Source organism: Streptomyces sp. NPDC031466 (assembly GCF_055581265.1).
Window position 1 is genome coordinate 103,245 of the sequence record NZ_JBVIJT010000013.1, and the last position, 13,775, is coordinate 117,019.

Here is a 13,775-nt window from a genome sequence, read left to right on the forward strand (position 1 = left end):
TCAGGGGAACGTGCGGGCGGCCCCCGGCATTCCTGGGGCTCAGTGCGGCAGCGTCGCCGGGCTGCCGCCGTTCGCCTCGTAGCCCGCCACCGCCAGCGCGCGGTACACCGCGTAGCTCTCGGCCGGGTCGGCGGAGAGCGTCCAGGGCAGGGCGCCGACGTGGCCGTCCACGTGCACCAGCTGGTTCATCGCCTCCGACCAGCGCTCGCAGCGGACCAGGAAGAACACCAGGAGATGGCGGACGTGCGCCAGCATCGGGTCGTCCGGGCGCGCGGCGTGCACCGCGAAGAGGGCGCCCTCGACGGCCTTGGTGACGACCTCGCTCTCGTAGAAGCCGCGGACCAGATTGACCTCGGGCATGTGCTCGTAGACGGCGAAGAGCGGGAGCGCCGCGAGCAGGGAGGCCCGGGGAGCACGCGCGGCGGCCGCCTCCGCGAAGGCGTACGCCAGCTCGCGCGAGCCGTGCCACTTCTCGCACCAGTAGTGCAGCGCCGACAGATGCGCCCCCATGTGCGCGGGCGCGCGGTCCAGGATCTTCAGCCACAGCTGCTCGAACTCCGCGCGCGGATAGGCGAGGCCACGCGCGATGGACAGCTCGATGATGTACGGGATGGGGTCGCCCGGGGCGAGCAGCGCCGCCTGCGCGCACGCCTCCTTGGCCTCCTCCAGGATGATCCGGAACTCGTCGGTGCCCCGCACCGCGGTCCGCCACGCCTGCTGCACCAGGAACTCCGCGTGCACCGCGGCGCCTCCCGTGTCCTTGGGCGCCTCGGCCCGCCACACCCGCAGCCACTGGCCGCCGGGGGTGTCGCTCACACCACCGGGCCGGTGCTGGAGCTCCAGCGAGGCCGCCCCCGCGAAGGCCTGCACACGCTGCCAGCGCAGCTCGCCGTGCGTCTCCGTGCCCGCGAGCAGCTGCGAGGCGGCCTTCCACTCCTGCGTGCGCTGCACGAGGTCGAGGACCTGGACGAGGTCGGCGTCCGGGCCGGGCATGCGGATGTCCAGCTCCTCCTGACGCGCGAAGCCGTAGTCCGCCGGGTCGGCGGCGTCCGGGGAGCCCGGCTCCACCTGCCTGATTCCGCCGCGCCTGCGCAGCAGCACGGGCCCGAGGACCGCACCGATCATGATCACCGCGAACAGGAACCAGAGAATCTCCATGGCACAAGCGAACCAGACGGGTCCGACACTTGGCCAACCTGCCGGGACGTACCCGCACCGAGCGGACGCCCCCACCGGATGTCCGACGGACGCCCCCACCGGAGGACGGCCCCCGCGCCCGGGCCGCCAAAGGTCCCTCCCGCGCATTACGCTCAGGCCGCATGAGTGACTTGCACAGCACGCCCACCGCCCCGAGTTTCGAGACCGTGGCGATCCACGCGGGGAACACGGCCGACCCCCTCACCGGCGCCGTCGTCCCGCCCATCTACCAGGTGTCGACCTACAAGCAGGACGGCGTCGGCGGCCTGCGCGGCGGCTACGAGTACAGCCGCAGCGCCAACCCGACGAGGACCGCCCTGGAGGAGAACCTGGCCGCACTGGAGGGCGGCCGCCGAGGACTCGCCTTCGCCTCCGGCCTGGCCGCCGAGGACTGCCTCCTGCGCGCGCTGCTCGCCCCCGGGGACCATGTCGTCATCCCGAACGACGCCTACGGCGGCACGTTCCGCCTCTTCGCCAAGGTCGTCTCGCGCTGGGGCGTCGAGTGGTCCGTGGCCGACACCTCCGACCCGGAGGCCGTGCGGGCCGCGCTGACCGACCGTACGAAGGTCATCTGGGTGGAGACCCCCTCCAACCCGCTGCTCGGCATCACCGACATCGCCGCGGTCGCGCAGATCGCCCGGGACGCCGGCGCGCGCCTCGTCGTCGACAACACCTTCGCCAGCCCCTACCTCCAGCAGCCGCTCGCGCTCGGCGCGGACGTGATCGTGCACTCCATGACGAAGTACATGGGCGGTCACTCGGACGTCGTCGGCGGCGCCCTCGTGGTCAACGACGACGCGCTGGGCGAGGAGCTGGCGTACCACCAGAACGCGATGGGCGCCGTCGCCGGGCCCTTCGACGCCTGGCTGGTGCTGCGCGGCATCAAGACCCTCGCGGTGCGCATGGACCGGCACAGCGAGAACGCCACCAAGGTCACCGAGATGCTGACCCGGCACCCGCGCGTGACGCAGGTCCTCTACCCGGGCCTTCCGGAGCACCCCGGTCACGAGATCGCCGCCAAGCAGATGAAGGCGTTCGGCGGCATGGTGTCGTTCCGCGTCGAGGGCGGCGAGGAGGCGGCCGTCGAGGTCTGCAACCGCGCCAAGCTCTTCACGCTCGGGGAGTCCCTCGGCGGCGTCGAGTCCCTGATCGAGCACCCGGGCCGCATGACGCACGCCTCGGTCGCCGGCTCGGCCCTGGAGGTCCCGGCGGACCTGGTGCGCCTGTCGGTGGGCATCGAGTCGGCCGACGACCTGCTGGCCGACCTCCAGCAGGCCCTCGGCACCGGCCGGTAGCCACCGGTCACCAGCGGGTGAGCGGCGGGGTCGTGTCGGCCGGCGGCGGCGCCCACGGCTGGGCCACGGACGCCCACACGGCGAACGCGACGGCGCCGGCCAGCAGGACGAGCCACAGCAGGCGCCGCGCGACCCTGCGCCGCCGCAGCATCCGCCCGCCCCGCCGCACCGCCTCCGCGCACAGTTCGGGCGGGACCGGCGGCTGCGCGCCCTCCAGGAGGCGCCGCACGGCGCTCTCCTTGCGCTCGTAACGGCTCATGAGGGCGCGGCCCCGCTCAGCTCCGGGGCGGGCCCGCGGGGCGGGTGCAGGGTCCTCGCGATCGCGCGGGCGCAGGTGACCCGGACCCGCTCGGTGGTCAGCCCGAGCAGCGCCGCCGTCTGCTCCTCGGCCACCCCCTCGTACATCCGCAGCACGAGAATCAGCCGTTCCTGGGGGCCGAGCCGCTCCAGTACGCCGCCGTGGCCGCGGTGGTGGCGCCAGGCACCGCGCACGAAGCGCAGGGCGACCTGCCGGCGCGCGCGGTCGTAGGGGTCCTCGCCGCGCGGGCGGTCCCAGGTGGCGTACGTGTGCGCGAGGGCGCCGGTCAGCAGGGCACGCGCGCGTGGGTTGTCGTCGGGGCGTTCGGCGGTGAGCAGCGTCGCGGCATGCAGGAGTCTGCCTGCCGCGCCCGCGACGAACGCCTCGAACTCCCGGGCACGGCGGGCGTCCTGGAGCGCCTGCCGTCCTCGCACCGCGCCTCCCGGTCACAGGGAAGAGGGCAACTCCCGGCGAGGGAGTGTCCCGGTCTCATATGAGGCCAGGCGCGGGGCCGGGGTCAAGACTCCGGAGTGGCCGAAACCTCCGCGCCGGGCGCCGCGTGGGACGTCTGGCGCGCCGAGAGGGCGCAATTGAAGCGGGTGAGGAGCGCGCAGAAGCTCTCCCGCTCGTCCGGGGCCCAGTCCTGCGTCAGCTCGGCCATCAGCTCGCGCCGCGAGGAACGCACCTCGTCCAGCCTGGCCTGGCCGCGCGGCGACAGCTGGAGCACGACGGCACGGCCGTCCTCCGGGTGCGAGGTGCGCTTGACGAGCCCCGTGTCGACCAGCGGGGCGACCTGCCGGGTGACCGTCGAGGAGTCGATCCCCATGCTCGCGGCCAGCGCCTTGACGCCCATCGGGCCTTCCTTGTCGAGGCGGTTGAGCAGCAGATACGCGGCGCGGTCCATGGAGTTGCGGACCTGGCCTACGCCGCCGAGGCGGGTCTGCTCGGCACGGCGGGCGAAGACCGCCACCTGGTGCTGCAGGCTGTCGAGAAGACCGGGGTCACTGGCGGTCGTCATGTCCGGAGTGGTGGGCATGGCCGGGGGCTCACTTCATGCGAGGGCGGTGGGTTGGGGGACAGGGTACGCGGACACGGCGCGGACCGTACCTGCGCTGCGCAAACCTACGCCCGGAACAGTCTCGTCCCTTGGTCACCGCGGGAGGCCCCGGGCGGCGGCTGCGAGACTTGCCGGCATGAGTCACCGCTTGCCCCAGTCGCTGCCGACGGTCACCCTCGATGACGTGCACGGCGCGCGGAAGATGCTCGCCGGAGTCGCCCGGATGACGGCGATGGAGGGCAGCCGGCACTTGACGCGGCTGGTGGGCGCCCCGGTGCACCTCAAGTGCGAGAACCTCCAGCGGACCGGTTCGTTCAAGCTGCGCGGGGCCTACGTGCGCATCGCCGGCCTGCTCCCCGAGGAGCGCGCGGCCGGTGTCGTCGCCGCCAGCGCGGGCAACCACGCCCAGGGCGTGGCCCTCGCGTCCTCGCTGCTCGGGGTGCGCTCCACGGTGTTCATGCCGGTCGGCGCGCCGCTGCCCAAGACCGCGGCGACCAGGGACTACGGCGCCGAGGTGCGCCTGCACGGCCAGGTCGTCGACGAGACGCTGGCCGCCGCGCAGGAGTACGCGCGCGCGACGGGCGCGGTGTTCATCCACCCCTTCGACCACCCCGACATCGTCGCGGGGCAGGGCACGGTGGGCCTGGAGATCCTGGAGCAGTGCCCTGAGGTGCGCACCGTCGTCGTCGGCGTCGGAGGCGGCGGTCTCGCGGCGGGTCTCGCGGTGGCCGTCAAGGCGTTGCGCCCGGACGTGCGGGTGGTCGGCGTGCAGGCGGCGGGCGCCGCGTCCTACCCGCCCTCGCTCGCCGCCGGGCACCCGGTGTCGATGTCCCACCCCGCGACCATGGCCGACGGCATCAAGGTCGGACGCCCCGGCGATGTGCCGTTCCGGCTCATCGCGGACCTGGTCGACGACATCGTGACGGTCTCCGAGGACGAACTGTCCAGCGCCTTGCTGCTCTGCCTGGAGCGCGCCAAGATGGTCGTGGAGCCGGCCGGTGCCAGTCCGGTCGCGGCCCTGCTGAGCCGGCCGGAGGCGTTCGAGGGCCCGGTGGTCGCGCTGCTCTCGGGCGGCAACGTGGACCCGCTCCTGATGCAGCGCATCCTGCGCCAGGGCATGGCGGCGGCGGGCCGCTACCTCTCGCTGCGGCTGCGCCTGACCGACCGGCCCGGCGCTCTGGCCACGCTCCTCGGCGTGCTGACCGTGATGGATGCCAACGTCCTGGACGTGAGCCACGTACGCACCGATCCGCGCCTCGGTCTGACGGAGGCGGAGGTGGAGCTGCACCTGGAGACGAAGGGCCCCGAGCACTGCGCGGAGGTGACTTCGGCGCTCCGGGAGGCCGGGTACACGATCATCGGCTGAGCCCCGGGCCGGGCCCCCGGCCGTCACAGCCCGGCGGGGGAGAAGGCGGGGGTGGACTTTCGGGAAAACAGCTGCGGACTCGCGATGTATCGCGTTATGGTGTGTCTCACGTCACTGATCGCCGGGCGCGAGGTGTCCGGCAAATCTAAGCTTTTCCCCAGGAAGTCACCCACACCACTGGGAGAACCCACATGCCAGGCGCCATCTATGCCGAAGGTCTGGTGAAGACGTTCGGCGACGTAAGGGCACTGGACGGCGTCGATCTGGATGTCCCGGAAGGCACCGTGCTCGGACTCCTCGGGCCGAACGGCGCGGGGAAGACCACCGCGGTCCGCTGCCTGACGACGCTCCTGACACCCGACAGCGGCAAGGCCGTCGTCGCGGGGATCGACGTCCTCAAGCATCCGAACGAGGTGCGCAGGTCCATCGGCCTGTCCGGCCAATTCGCCGCGGTGGACGAGTACCTGACAGGCCGTGAGAACCTCCAGATGGTGGGCCGGCTCTATCAGATGAAGGCCAAGGAGGCCAAGGCGCGGGCAGCCGAGCTGCTCGACCGGTTCCACCTCGCCGACGCCGCCGACCGCCCCTCGAAGACGTACTCCGGCGGCATGCGCCGCCGCCTGGACCTGGCCGCCGCGCTCGTCGTCTCGCCGCCCGTGATGTTCATGGACGAGCCCACCACCGGCCTCGACCCGCGCAACCGCCAGCAGCTCTGGGAGGTCATCCAGGAACTCGTCGCGGGCGGTACGACGCTGCTGCTGACCACCCAGTACCTCGAAGAGGCCGACCACCTCGCGCACGACATCTGCGTCGTCGACCACGGCCGCGTCATCGCCCGCGGCACCTCCGACGAGCTCAAGGCCAGGACCGGCGGCGAGCGCGTCGAGGTCGTGGTGCACGAGCGCGAGCGCATGGCGGCCGCCTCCGAGGTCCTGCGCGGCTTCGGCAAGGGCGAGGTGACCGTCGCCGAGCACACGCGCAAGCTGACCGTGCCCGTCACGGGTGGCGCCAAGCTGCTCGCCGAGGTCATCCGCGAGCTGGACGTCCGGGGTGTCGAGATCGACGACATCGGCCTGCGCCGCCCCACCCTGGACGACGTCTTCATCTCCCTCACCGGCCATGTCGCGGAGAACGCCGAGAATCCCGAGAACGCCGAGAACACGGAGGGCGGCTCATGAGTACCGTCACCGACGCCGTGCGCACGCCGGGCCCCAGGCCCGCGGGGGGCATCGGCCAGTCCGTCAGGGACTCCCTGGTCGTGGCCCAGCGGAACTTGATTCGCATGTCACGCATTCCCGAAATGATCCTTTTCGGGCTCATTCAGCCGGTCATGTTCGTGGTGCTGTTCAGCTACGTCTTCGGCGGCTCCATGAAGATCGGCACCAGCACCGACCCGTCCGTCTACCGCAACTTCCTGATGGCGGGCATCTTCGCGCAGACCGTCACCTTCGCCACCGCGGGCGCCGGCGCGGGCATCGCCGACGACATGCACAAGGGCCTCATCGACCGCTTCCGGTCGCTGCCCATGGCGCGCGGCGCGGTCCTCACCGGCCGCACCATCGCCGACCTCGTGCAGACCGCTCTGACGCTGCTGGTCCTCGCGGTCGTGGCGCTGCTCGTCGGCTGGCGCGCCCACGAGGGGATCGCGAAGGCGCTCGGCGCGTTCGGGCTGCTGCTCCTGCTCGGCTATGCCTTCACCTGGGTCGGCGCGCTCATCGGCCTGACGGTGCGCACCCCGGAGGCGGCCACCTCGGGCGGCCTGATCTGGCTCTTCCCGGTCACGTTCATCTCGAACGCGTTCGTGGACTCCCGCCAGATGACGCCGTGGCTGCGCCATGTCGCCGACTGGAACCCCTTCAGCGCGACCGTCCAGGCCTGCCGCGAGCTGTTCGGCAACCCGGGCGTCTCGACGTCCACGGCCTGGCCCATGCAGCACCCGGTCTGGGCCTCGGCGCTCTACTCGGTCCTGATCATCCTGATCTTCCGCACGCTGGCGGTCCGCAAATACCGCTCGGCGACGGCCTGATCGGGCGGAGCCGGACGACGAGAGCCCCCGTCACGGATATGGACGGGGGCTCTTGCTTTTGGGCGTACAGGGTCAGCGCGTGGTGCCGCGCACAGAGCCCACGAAGACGTTCCACGCGGTGTCTGAGATCGCCAGAGCGGGGCCTTCGGGATTCTTGCTGTCCCGGACCGGGACGACGCCGCGCGAGGCGACCAGATTGACGGCGACCTCAACGCACTGGCCGCCGTTGTCGCTGTACGAAGACGTGAACCACTGCGGGTTGTCGGTCACGAGGTGCCCCTTCGAAGTTCTTCGATCATGGCCACGGAAGCCCTCTGCGAGAGCGCTTCGGTCTGCAACTGATGGTAGGCCGTAAGCCTCGGCAGTACGAACGTGCTTTCCCGCTCCAGGTGGCTGTGCTGGGCGGACTCGGCGTAGGACAGGAGGGAGCGGTCGGCCAGCGTGAGTACGGTGATGGGGAGATTGAACGGACGCCGTGCCCCCATGGTGAACAGGGCGACTTGCAGCGCGGTGTGCGGCAGCTCGGCGAACTCCAGCAGCCGGGCCAACTGCTCATCCATGAGCGCCGAGTTCCCGATGGGACGGCGAAGGCAGCTCTCGTCGAGGACGACCAGGACCAGAGGTGGCGGCGTCCTGATGAGCGAGGCTTGGCGCTCCGTGATGAGCGAGACCCGTTCGTGCGCCTGGTCGTCGGTGATCGCACCCCTTTTGACCGCGCTGGCGGCCAGCGCCTCGGCGTAGTCCGGTGTCTGCAGGAGACCAGGGATGACGCCCACTTCGTACAGCCGGATCTCCGCGGCTTGCCGCTCGTAGCCGAGGTACTCGGGGAAACCCTCCAGCAGTGCCGTGTCCCGCGCGGCCCGGCCCTGCCGTTCGAACTTGTCCCCCGTACCGAACACCTTGTCGGCTCTTGCCGAGAAGCGGGGAGTTGGGGGGCGCCGACCAGTTTCCACAGCGGAGATGTGCGTCCCGGAGTAACCCATGCGGGCGCCGAGGTCATCCTGCGTCCAGCCCCGCTCGTCCCGCGACCTGCGCAGGCGTTCACCGAACGCCGCGATGGGCGATTCCTCGGGGTTCAGATCTTTTCGGTTCACTGCTTTCCGCCCAACTACCCGTGCGAAGCCTGCAAGTTGAGGACATGGCAAGGGTAGGTCACGCTGGGCCATCTGAGTAGCGGAACCGCTACGGAGAGGAGTGGCGATGGATTCCCCTCGGGAGACGCGTCCCACGCGGTTCACCATCAGTGAGGACGCGAACGTGGCCCAGGCAACCCTGGAATCGCTGAGAAAGGTGCTCCTCGACGGCGGTACCCCCATGCCCGAACTCCGCGTGGACTGGCTGAGTGAAGAGCCGCGCATCGTGCTGGGGTCGGTCGGCCTGGCTGAGGCGCACGCCCTGTGCCGACGTCTGAGCGAGGGGTTTGTGCCGCCGCAGGTGCGGAAGTTCGCGCCAGGCGAGGAGATCTGGGACTCAGGGCGCGGGGTGTTCGCCAGGGTGGTCAGCTGCCATGGCGACACACTCCGCATCGAGGACAGGGATGGGCGCAGCCGTTACGTACGGGCGGGCCGGTGCGCACCGGCACATGCCGCTGCGGTGCACGCCGCGCCCAGCGGCACCGTCCCCACGACGGTGGACGGGGACAGCGTCCAGGAGGGCGACTACATCTGGGTGGCCGGGGCGTACCGCCGGGTCGAGGGCAAACGACCGGGCACCTCCCTGGGCGGGAGGGTGCTCACCCTCAGAGACCACGGACTGTGGGTCATCACGGGCCCCAGGACAGCGCACCGCCCGGTGGTACCGGCCTCATGAGTCACCCGAGGCCGTTCCAGACGCGAGACCCCCGCCAGATCCTCGGGGACAGGTATTACGCCTACCTGGAAACCTTCGTGGAGAACGCCCAAAGAGTGCAGGATTTCCCCCGGGGGAGCGATCAGCTGGCGGCCCTGGCCCATCAGGTGCACGACGATCTGATCCACCTGCTCAGGATGGACATCGGTCAGTACGAGACGCCCATCATCGCCGCGAAGCGCGCCGAGGCCGAGGTCGTGGTGTCGAGGTACCCCGCACACGCTGACGACGACGAGACGCTCCACCAACACGCGTGCAGAACCGCTGAGTACGTGCGCTTGCTGGTACTTCTCGCCCGAACCCCGAGGCCCCTGTGAATGGCCGCCGGGTGGCCGTGGCGGGCACCGCCCTGATCCTGGCCGCCATCGGGTTCTTCATCGCGGCTGTCTCCATGCGATGAGGCAGGCAGCCACGGGACCGCTCACGCGTCTGCGTCCGGCTCACCGCGCCGGCGGCCCCGCGCTGCTCGAACGGCCAGGCAATCGGCTTCACACTCACCATTTGGACCGCACCGTGGAAGGCGCATGCATGGAGTACGACAGTCCTCCTGGACGAGCTGGTCGGGTACCGCGCGGGACCGGGCAACCCCTGAGTCACCCGCTTTCGCCGAGGGCGTTTGGAAGGACTTCCCCACGGTGCATCAAGGCGGACCCAGGCGCCTCTACGACGATCTGGAGCGCATTCGGCTCCGACTCAACATGGAGGGAGCCCTTCCGCTGACGCACGCCCGGGTGGAGATCAGTCCACAGGGCGTCTGCACGATCAGTCGAGGAGCTTGGAGAGCAGAGATCGAGTGATCGCCCTGAGGCCTCCATGGATGACATAGGCGTCCTTCGGCGAGGACCGGGTCCGGCTGCTCCGGCGACGACCGGACACGGCAAGACCCCCGCACCTGACCGAGGTGCGGGGGTCTTGCCGTGTCTGCTGTGGCTCAGCCCTGAGGTGCGGCTCAGCCCTGGTACGGCTTGGCTTCCAGGATCTTGACGGCGGCGCGCTTGCCGTTCGGCAGTTCGTACTGCGCGTTCTCGCCGATCTTCTTGCCGTTCACGCCACTGCCCAGGGGGGACTGCGGCGAGTACGTCTCGATCTCGTCGCTCGCGTACTCCCGGGAGGCGAGCAGGAACGTCAGGGTGTCGTCCTCGTCGCCGTCGAAGGCGATGGTCACGACCATGCCGGGCGCCACCACGCCGTCGGCGGCCGGGGCCTCACCGACCTTGGCGGTCTCCAGGAGCTGGGTCAGCTGGCGGACGCGGAGCTCCTGCTTGCCCTGCTCCTCCTTCGCCGCGTGGTACCCGCCGTTCTCGCGCAGGTCCCCCTCCTCGCGTGCTGCCGCGATCTTGGCCGCGATCTCGGTGCGCGCGGGACCAGACAGGTACTCCAGCTCGGCCTTGAGCTGGTTGTACGCCTCCTGGGTCAGCCAGGTGACGTTTTCGCTGGTCTGGGTCACAGGTGCTCCTCGTAGGTACTGGGAATACAAAGCATCGCCCTACCCGGAAGCATGTTCCTTCACGGGTGGGCGAAACCACGAGCCTAACAATTCAGGCGCTCCAGGGGGAGGACATAACCCCCCAGAAATACGTCGGCGCAGGTGAGCGACCCAAACCCCGGTCTTTCAGTCGGAGTGGCAGCCCAGCAGCTCGACGCTGGTCGCCTTCTGGGTCGTACGCAGTGTGACGACCTTGTCGATACGGCCCCGGCGCTGGTCGAAGCGGAAGTCGGCGCGGCCGACCTCGGTACCGGACTCGGCCTGCGAGCGCAGGGTGCAGTAGCCCTTGGCGTCGGCGTCCTTGCGCACCTCCAGGTGCGCCTCGACGGTCGTGGCCGAGACGACGTCGAACTTGATGACCTCGGCGCTGAGCTTCGTACCGTTGATGTAGTCGTAGCCGAACCAGCCGATGACGCCGAGCAGCACGACGCCGAGCACGGAGCCGACGATCTTCAGCTTGCGGTCGGCGGCCTCGTCGGCCGTGCGCGAGCGGCCGTACCGCCCTTGGGGAAGCCCCTCGGCCGGACCGTCGGCCGGACCCTCGGAAGGGCCCTCGGAAGGCTTCGAACCCACCGCCGCCATGATCGTCCTCCAGGAACAGGGGATGCCGGAATTTTCCGCCCCCCGGTTCCGTCACTATAGAAGCCGGTCGTTGCGCCGGATCACCGAGGGCGCCCAAAAACTTGAGGATCGAGTCTTGACTGAGCAGCTTCGATTGATGGCCGTGCACGCCCACCCCGACGACGAGTCGAGCAAGGGCGCGGCCACCATGGCCAAGTACGTGTCCGAGGGGGTGGACGTGCTCGTCGTGACCTGTACGGGCGGGGAGCGCGGCGACATCCTCAACCCCAAGCTCCAGGGTGACACCTACATCCAGGAGCACATCCACGAGGTGCGCAAGAAGGAGATGGACGAGGCGCGCGAGATCCTCGGCGTCAAGCAGGAGTGGCTCGGCTTCGTCGACTCGGGGCTGCCCGAGGGCGACCCGCTGCCGCCGCTGCCCGAGGGCTGCTTCGCGCTGGAGGACGTCGACAAGGCCGCCGGCGAGCTGGTGCGCCAGATCCGTTCCTTCCGTCCGCAGGTCATCACCACGTACGACGAGAACGGCGGGTATCCGCACCCCGACCACATCATGACCCACAAGATCACGATGGTGGCGTTCGACGGCGCGGCGGACCCGGAGAAGTACCCGGAGAGCGAGTACGGCCCGGCCTTCCAGCCGCAGAAGCTCTACTACAACCAGGGCTTCAACCGCCCGCGCACCGAGGCGCTGCACCAGGCGATGCTCGACCGCGGCCTGGAGTCGCCGTACGGGGACTGGCTCAAGCGGTGGGACGAGTTCGAGCGCGTCGAGCGCACGCTGACCACGCACGTGCCGTGCGCCGAGTTCTACGAGATCCGCGACAAGGCGCTGATCGCGCACGCCACGCAGATCGACCCGGACGGCGGCTGGTTCCGCGTCCCGATGGAACTGCAGAAGGAGGTCTGGCCCACGGAGGAGTACGAGCTGGCGAAGTCGCTCGTCGATACGTCCCTCCCCGAGGACGACCTCTTTGCGGGCATCCGCGACAATGCCTAGCGTGAACGCACATCTGGCAATGACGCATCTCGTCCCTCTTGCCAAGGAGGTCGACGACGACAAGGTGACCCCCGGCGTCCTCGGCTTCATCGTCTTCGCGGTGATGGCCCTGGCGGTGTGGGGCCTGATGAAGTCGATGAACCGGCACATGCGGAAGGTCGACTTCAAGGAGCCGGAGCTGGAACCGCGGGCGGAACCGGGCAAGCAGCCGGTCGGCGCGGTGGCCGGCGAGGACGCCACACCCGAGAAGAAGCTCCCCGGCGAGGGGAAGTAGACGCGGTCCGGACGCCCGGCGCGTCCGCTCGCCTCGCGGCGTGAAAGGGCCCGGCCGCTCAGAGAAGGGGCCGGGCTGGTGCGGGCTCACAGGGGCGCACGCCGCCTCATGCTCGCGGTACGGGAGAAACCCGTGCGCGCGGGCTAGCCGCACGGTGTTCGTGGGTACCTTTCGCGCATGAGCGATGTCGTGGACTCCGACGAACTGTTGCGCAGGATTCGCAGGGCCCGGGACTGGGCCCGGCAGGAGGAGGGGCGCTGGCGGGCGCGGGCCGGTGACGGGGGGAGTCAGGGGCCGGGCGGGGCGGCGGAGGCGGAGGCCCGCGCCTTCGCGTATGAGGCCGTCAGGAAGGTGCTGGACGAGGTCGTCGATCCGGGGACGAACGACTTCGACTAGCGGGGCCTTCGCCGAGCGGCGCCTTCACCGGGTCGGGACGCGGCCTGGTGCGGTTCGGCGCGGTGCGGGCCGGTGCGGTGCAGCCCGGGTGCGGTGTAGCCCGGGTGCGGTCCGGTGCGGTCCAGTGCCGGGATTCAGCGGCCCGGCGTGGTGCGGTGTGCGCCCGTCGCGACGCGATGTCCGGTTCGTGGCCGGAAGTGTGTCACATGAGTTTTCGCCAGGTTTGCGCAAGGGGTCGCGCCCCCGAGCCGAATTGCCAGGATGGCTGCTGTCCCCGTCGGGTGCCGGCCGCGTGTGCCGGGGCGGGCACCCGCGCGCAGTGTCGTCCACGGAAGGAAATCCGATGGCGAACGAGCTCAAGTACGGCGACCAGATCCACCTGCAGAACGGCTACAACGGCTGGCAGGGCGGTTACCTCGACACCAACGGGCACAGCACCGCCTCGGGAGCCAAGTACCAGGTGTCCACCACGGAGACGCCCACCCGCGCCAAGGGCACCGGCACCTGGGAGATCCTCTCCGCCTCCGGCAAGGCGGCCGGTCAGCCCGTGGTCAGCGGTGACGCCGTGTATCTGCGCAACCTGTACGGCGGCGACGGCGGCTACCTCGACACCAACGGCCACGCGAGCGACCCGCAGAAGAGCGCGGGCGCCAAGTACGACGTGTCCACCTCCCAGACCCGCGACCGCGCGGCGGGCACCGGCCGCTGGCGGATCTTCGCCCGGACGTCCAGCCCGGCCGACCAGCACGTCCGGGTGGGCGACATCGTCCACCTGTGGAACCTCTACGGCGACAACGGCGGGTTCCTGGAGACCAACAACGTGAGCACGGCCGGCGGCGGCAAGTACGACCTGTGCACCAACGCGTACGTCAATCGCAGCTCCGACGTCGGCCTCTGGAAGATCCACCGGGCGCAGGCCTGACCCCCGTGCCGGGGGCCGGGCCCGCCGGGCC

At 70.4% G+C, this 13,775-nt stretch carries 18 protein-coding genes; 10 read left to right on the forward strand and 8 right to left on the reverse strand.

All coding sequences use genetic code 11. From position 1 onward, the window contains the following. Positions 1 to 39: 39 nt before the first annotated feature. On the reverse strand, positions 40 to 1,158 hold the full coding sequence (locus tag ACZ5GP_RS29835; RefSeq protein WP_468753800.1) for a hypothetical protein: 1,119 nt from the start codon (positions 1,156 to 1,158) through the stop codon (positions 40 to 42). 161 nt (positions 1,159 to 1,319) lie between these two features. Here ACZ5GP_RS29835 and ACZ5GP_RS29840 point away from each other — a divergent pair, with 161 nt between their 5' ends. Beyond that, positions 1,320 to 2,492, forward strand: a complete 1,173-nt coding sequence (locus ACZ5GP_RS29840) for a cystathionine gamma-synthase (RefSeq protein WP_468753801.1) — start codon at positions 1,320 to 1,322, stop codon at positions 2,490 to 2,492. 7 nt (positions 2,493 to 2,499) lie between these two features. On the opposite strand, the gene ACZ5GP_RS29845 is transcribed toward ACZ5GP_RS29840, so the two are convergent. The 3 genes from ACZ5GP_RS29845 to ACZ5GP_RS29855 form a co-directional block, all read right to left on the reverse strand. Beyond that, entirely contained in the window at positions 2,500 to 2,751 is a 252-nt protein-coding gene (locus ACZ5GP_RS29845) for a hypothetical protein (RefSeq protein ID WP_468753802.1), read from the reverse strand. Further along, positions 2,748 to 3,224, reverse strand: coding sequence for a sigma factor-like helix-turn-helix DNA-binding protein (locus ACZ5GP_RS29850; protein ID WP_358584718.1), 477 nt, complete (start codon positions 3,222 to 3,224; stop codon positions 2,748 to 2,750). The genes ACZ5GP_RS29845 and ACZ5GP_RS29850 overlap by 4 nt, the downstream gene beginning before the upstream one ends. Positions 3,225 to 3,307: 83 nt before the next feature. Next, positions 3,308 to 3,826 (reverse strand): MarR family winged helix-turn-helix transcriptional regulator, encoded by a 519-nt coding sequence (locus ACZ5GP_RS29855; RefSeq protein WP_468753803.1) that lies wholly within the window; start codon positions 3,824 to 3,826, stop codon positions 3,308 to 3,310. Positions 3,827 to 3,983: 157 nt separating this feature from the next. Here ACZ5GP_RS29855 and ilvA point away from each other — a divergent pair, with 157 nt between their 5' ends. From ilvA to ACZ5GP_RS29870, 3 genes are all read left to right on the forward strand, one after another. Continuing rightward, on the forward strand, positions 3,984 to 5,213 hold the full coding sequence (gene ilvA / locus ACZ5GP_RS29860) for a threonine ammonia-lyase (RefSeq protein WP_468753804.1): 1,230 nt from the start codon (positions 3,984 to 3,986) through the stop codon (positions 5,211 to 5,213). A 191-nt stretch (positions 5,214 to 5,404) separates the two neighbouring features. After that, complete coding sequence (locus tag ACZ5GP_RS29865; RefSeq protein ID WP_468753805.1) at positions 5,405 to 6,391, forward strand: ATP-binding cassette domain-containing protein; 987 nt, start codon at positions 5,405 to 5,407, stop codon at positions 6,389 to 6,391. Next, positions 6,388 to 7,239 (forward strand): ABC transporter permease, encoded by an 852-nt coding sequence (locus tag ACZ5GP_RS29870; RefSeq protein ID WP_468753806.1) that lies wholly within the window; start codon positions 6,388 to 6,390, stop codon positions 7,237 to 7,239. The genes ACZ5GP_RS29865 and ACZ5GP_RS29870 overlap by 4 nt, the downstream gene beginning before the upstream one ends. 72 nt (positions 7,240 to 7,311) lie before the next feature. On the opposite strand, the gene ACZ5GP_RS29875 is transcribed toward ACZ5GP_RS29870, so the two are convergent. Together ACZ5GP_RS29875 and ACZ5GP_RS29880 are read right to left on the reverse strand one after the other, a co-directional pair. Continuing rightward, positions 7,312 to 7,509, reverse strand: a complete 198-nt coding sequence (locus tag ACZ5GP_RS29875) for a DUF397 domain-containing protein (RefSeq protein WP_468753807.1) — start codon at positions 7,507 to 7,509, stop codon at positions 7,312 to 7,314. Next, positions 7,506 to 8,333: a helix-turn-helix domain-containing protein gene (locus tag ACZ5GP_RS29880; RefSeq protein ID WP_468753808.1), complete on the reverse strand. Its 828-nt coding sequence runs from the start codon at positions 8,331 to 8,333 to the stop codon at positions 7,506 to 7,508. The genes ACZ5GP_RS29875 and ACZ5GP_RS29880 overlap by 4 nt, the downstream gene beginning before the upstream one ends. A 106-nt stretch (positions 8,334 to 8,439) precedes the next feature. Between ACZ5GP_RS29880 and ACZ5GP_RS29885 the strand changes: the two genes are divergently transcribed. Next, complete coding sequence (locus tag ACZ5GP_RS29885; RefSeq protein WP_468753809.1) at positions 8,440 to 9,048, forward strand: hypothetical protein; 609 nt, start codon at positions 8,440 to 8,442, stop codon at positions 9,046 to 9,048. Further along, positions 9,045 to 9,404 (forward strand): hypothetical protein, encoded by a 360-nt coding sequence (locus ACZ5GP_RS29890; RefSeq protein WP_468753810.1) that lies wholly within the window; start codon positions 9,045 to 9,047, stop codon positions 9,402 to 9,404. The genes ACZ5GP_RS29885 and ACZ5GP_RS29890 overlap by 4 nt, the downstream gene beginning before the upstream one ends. 632 nt (positions 9,405 to 10,036) lie before the next feature. Here the strand turns inward: ACZ5GP_RS29890 and greA are convergent. Both greA and ACZ5GP_RS29900 read right to left on the reverse strand, forming a co-directional pair. Continuing rightward, positions 10,037 to 10,534 carry a transcription elongation factor GreA gene (gene greA, locus ACZ5GP_RS29895; protein WP_468753811.1) on the reverse strand — a complete coding sequence of 166 codons (498 nt, stop codon included), beginning with the start codon at positions 10,532 to 10,534 and terminating at the stop codon, positions 10,037 to 10,039. A gap of 165 nt (positions 10,535 to 10,699) precedes the next feature. Then, positions 10,700 to 11,146 (reverse strand): DUF4307 domain-containing protein, encoded by a 447-nt coding sequence (locus ACZ5GP_RS29900; protein WP_468753812.1) that lies wholly within the window; start codon positions 11,144 to 11,146, stop codon positions 10,700 to 10,702. A 124-nt stretch (positions 11,147 to 11,270) separates the two neighbouring features. On the opposite strand from ACZ5GP_RS29900, the gene mca reads away from it, so the two are divergent. The 4 genes from mca to ACZ5GP_RS29920 all read left to right on the forward strand — a co-directional run bounded on the left by mca (position 11,271) and on the right by ACZ5GP_RS29920 (position 13,744). Beyond that, complete coding sequence (mca, locus tag ACZ5GP_RS29905; RefSeq protein WP_358584739.1) at positions 11,271 to 12,152, forward strand: mycothiol conjugate amidase Mca; 882 nt, start codon at positions 11,271 to 11,273, stop codon at positions 12,150 to 12,152. Positions 12,153 to 12,171: 19 nt separating this feature from the next. Continuing rightward, entirely contained in the window at positions 12,172 to 12,426 is a 255-nt protein-coding gene (locus ACZ5GP_RS29910) for a hypothetical protein (protein WP_468753891.1), read from the forward strand. 177 nt (positions 12,427 to 12,603) lie between these two features. Then, a complete protein-coding gene (locus ACZ5GP_RS29915; RefSeq protein ID WP_468753813.1) occupies positions 12,604 to 12,822 on the forward strand; it encodes a hypothetical protein in 219 nt (72 codons plus the stop codon). 343 nt (positions 12,823 to 13,165) lie between these two features. Continuing rightward, the gene (locus ACZ5GP_RS29920) at positions 13,166 to 13,744 is read left to right on the forward strand and encodes a hypothetical protein (RefSeq protein WP_468753814.1); all 579 of its coding nucleotides are present in this window, start codon (positions 13,166 to 13,168) and stop codon (positions 13,742 to 13,744) included. Positions 13,745 to 13,775 lie beyond the last annotated feature (31 nt).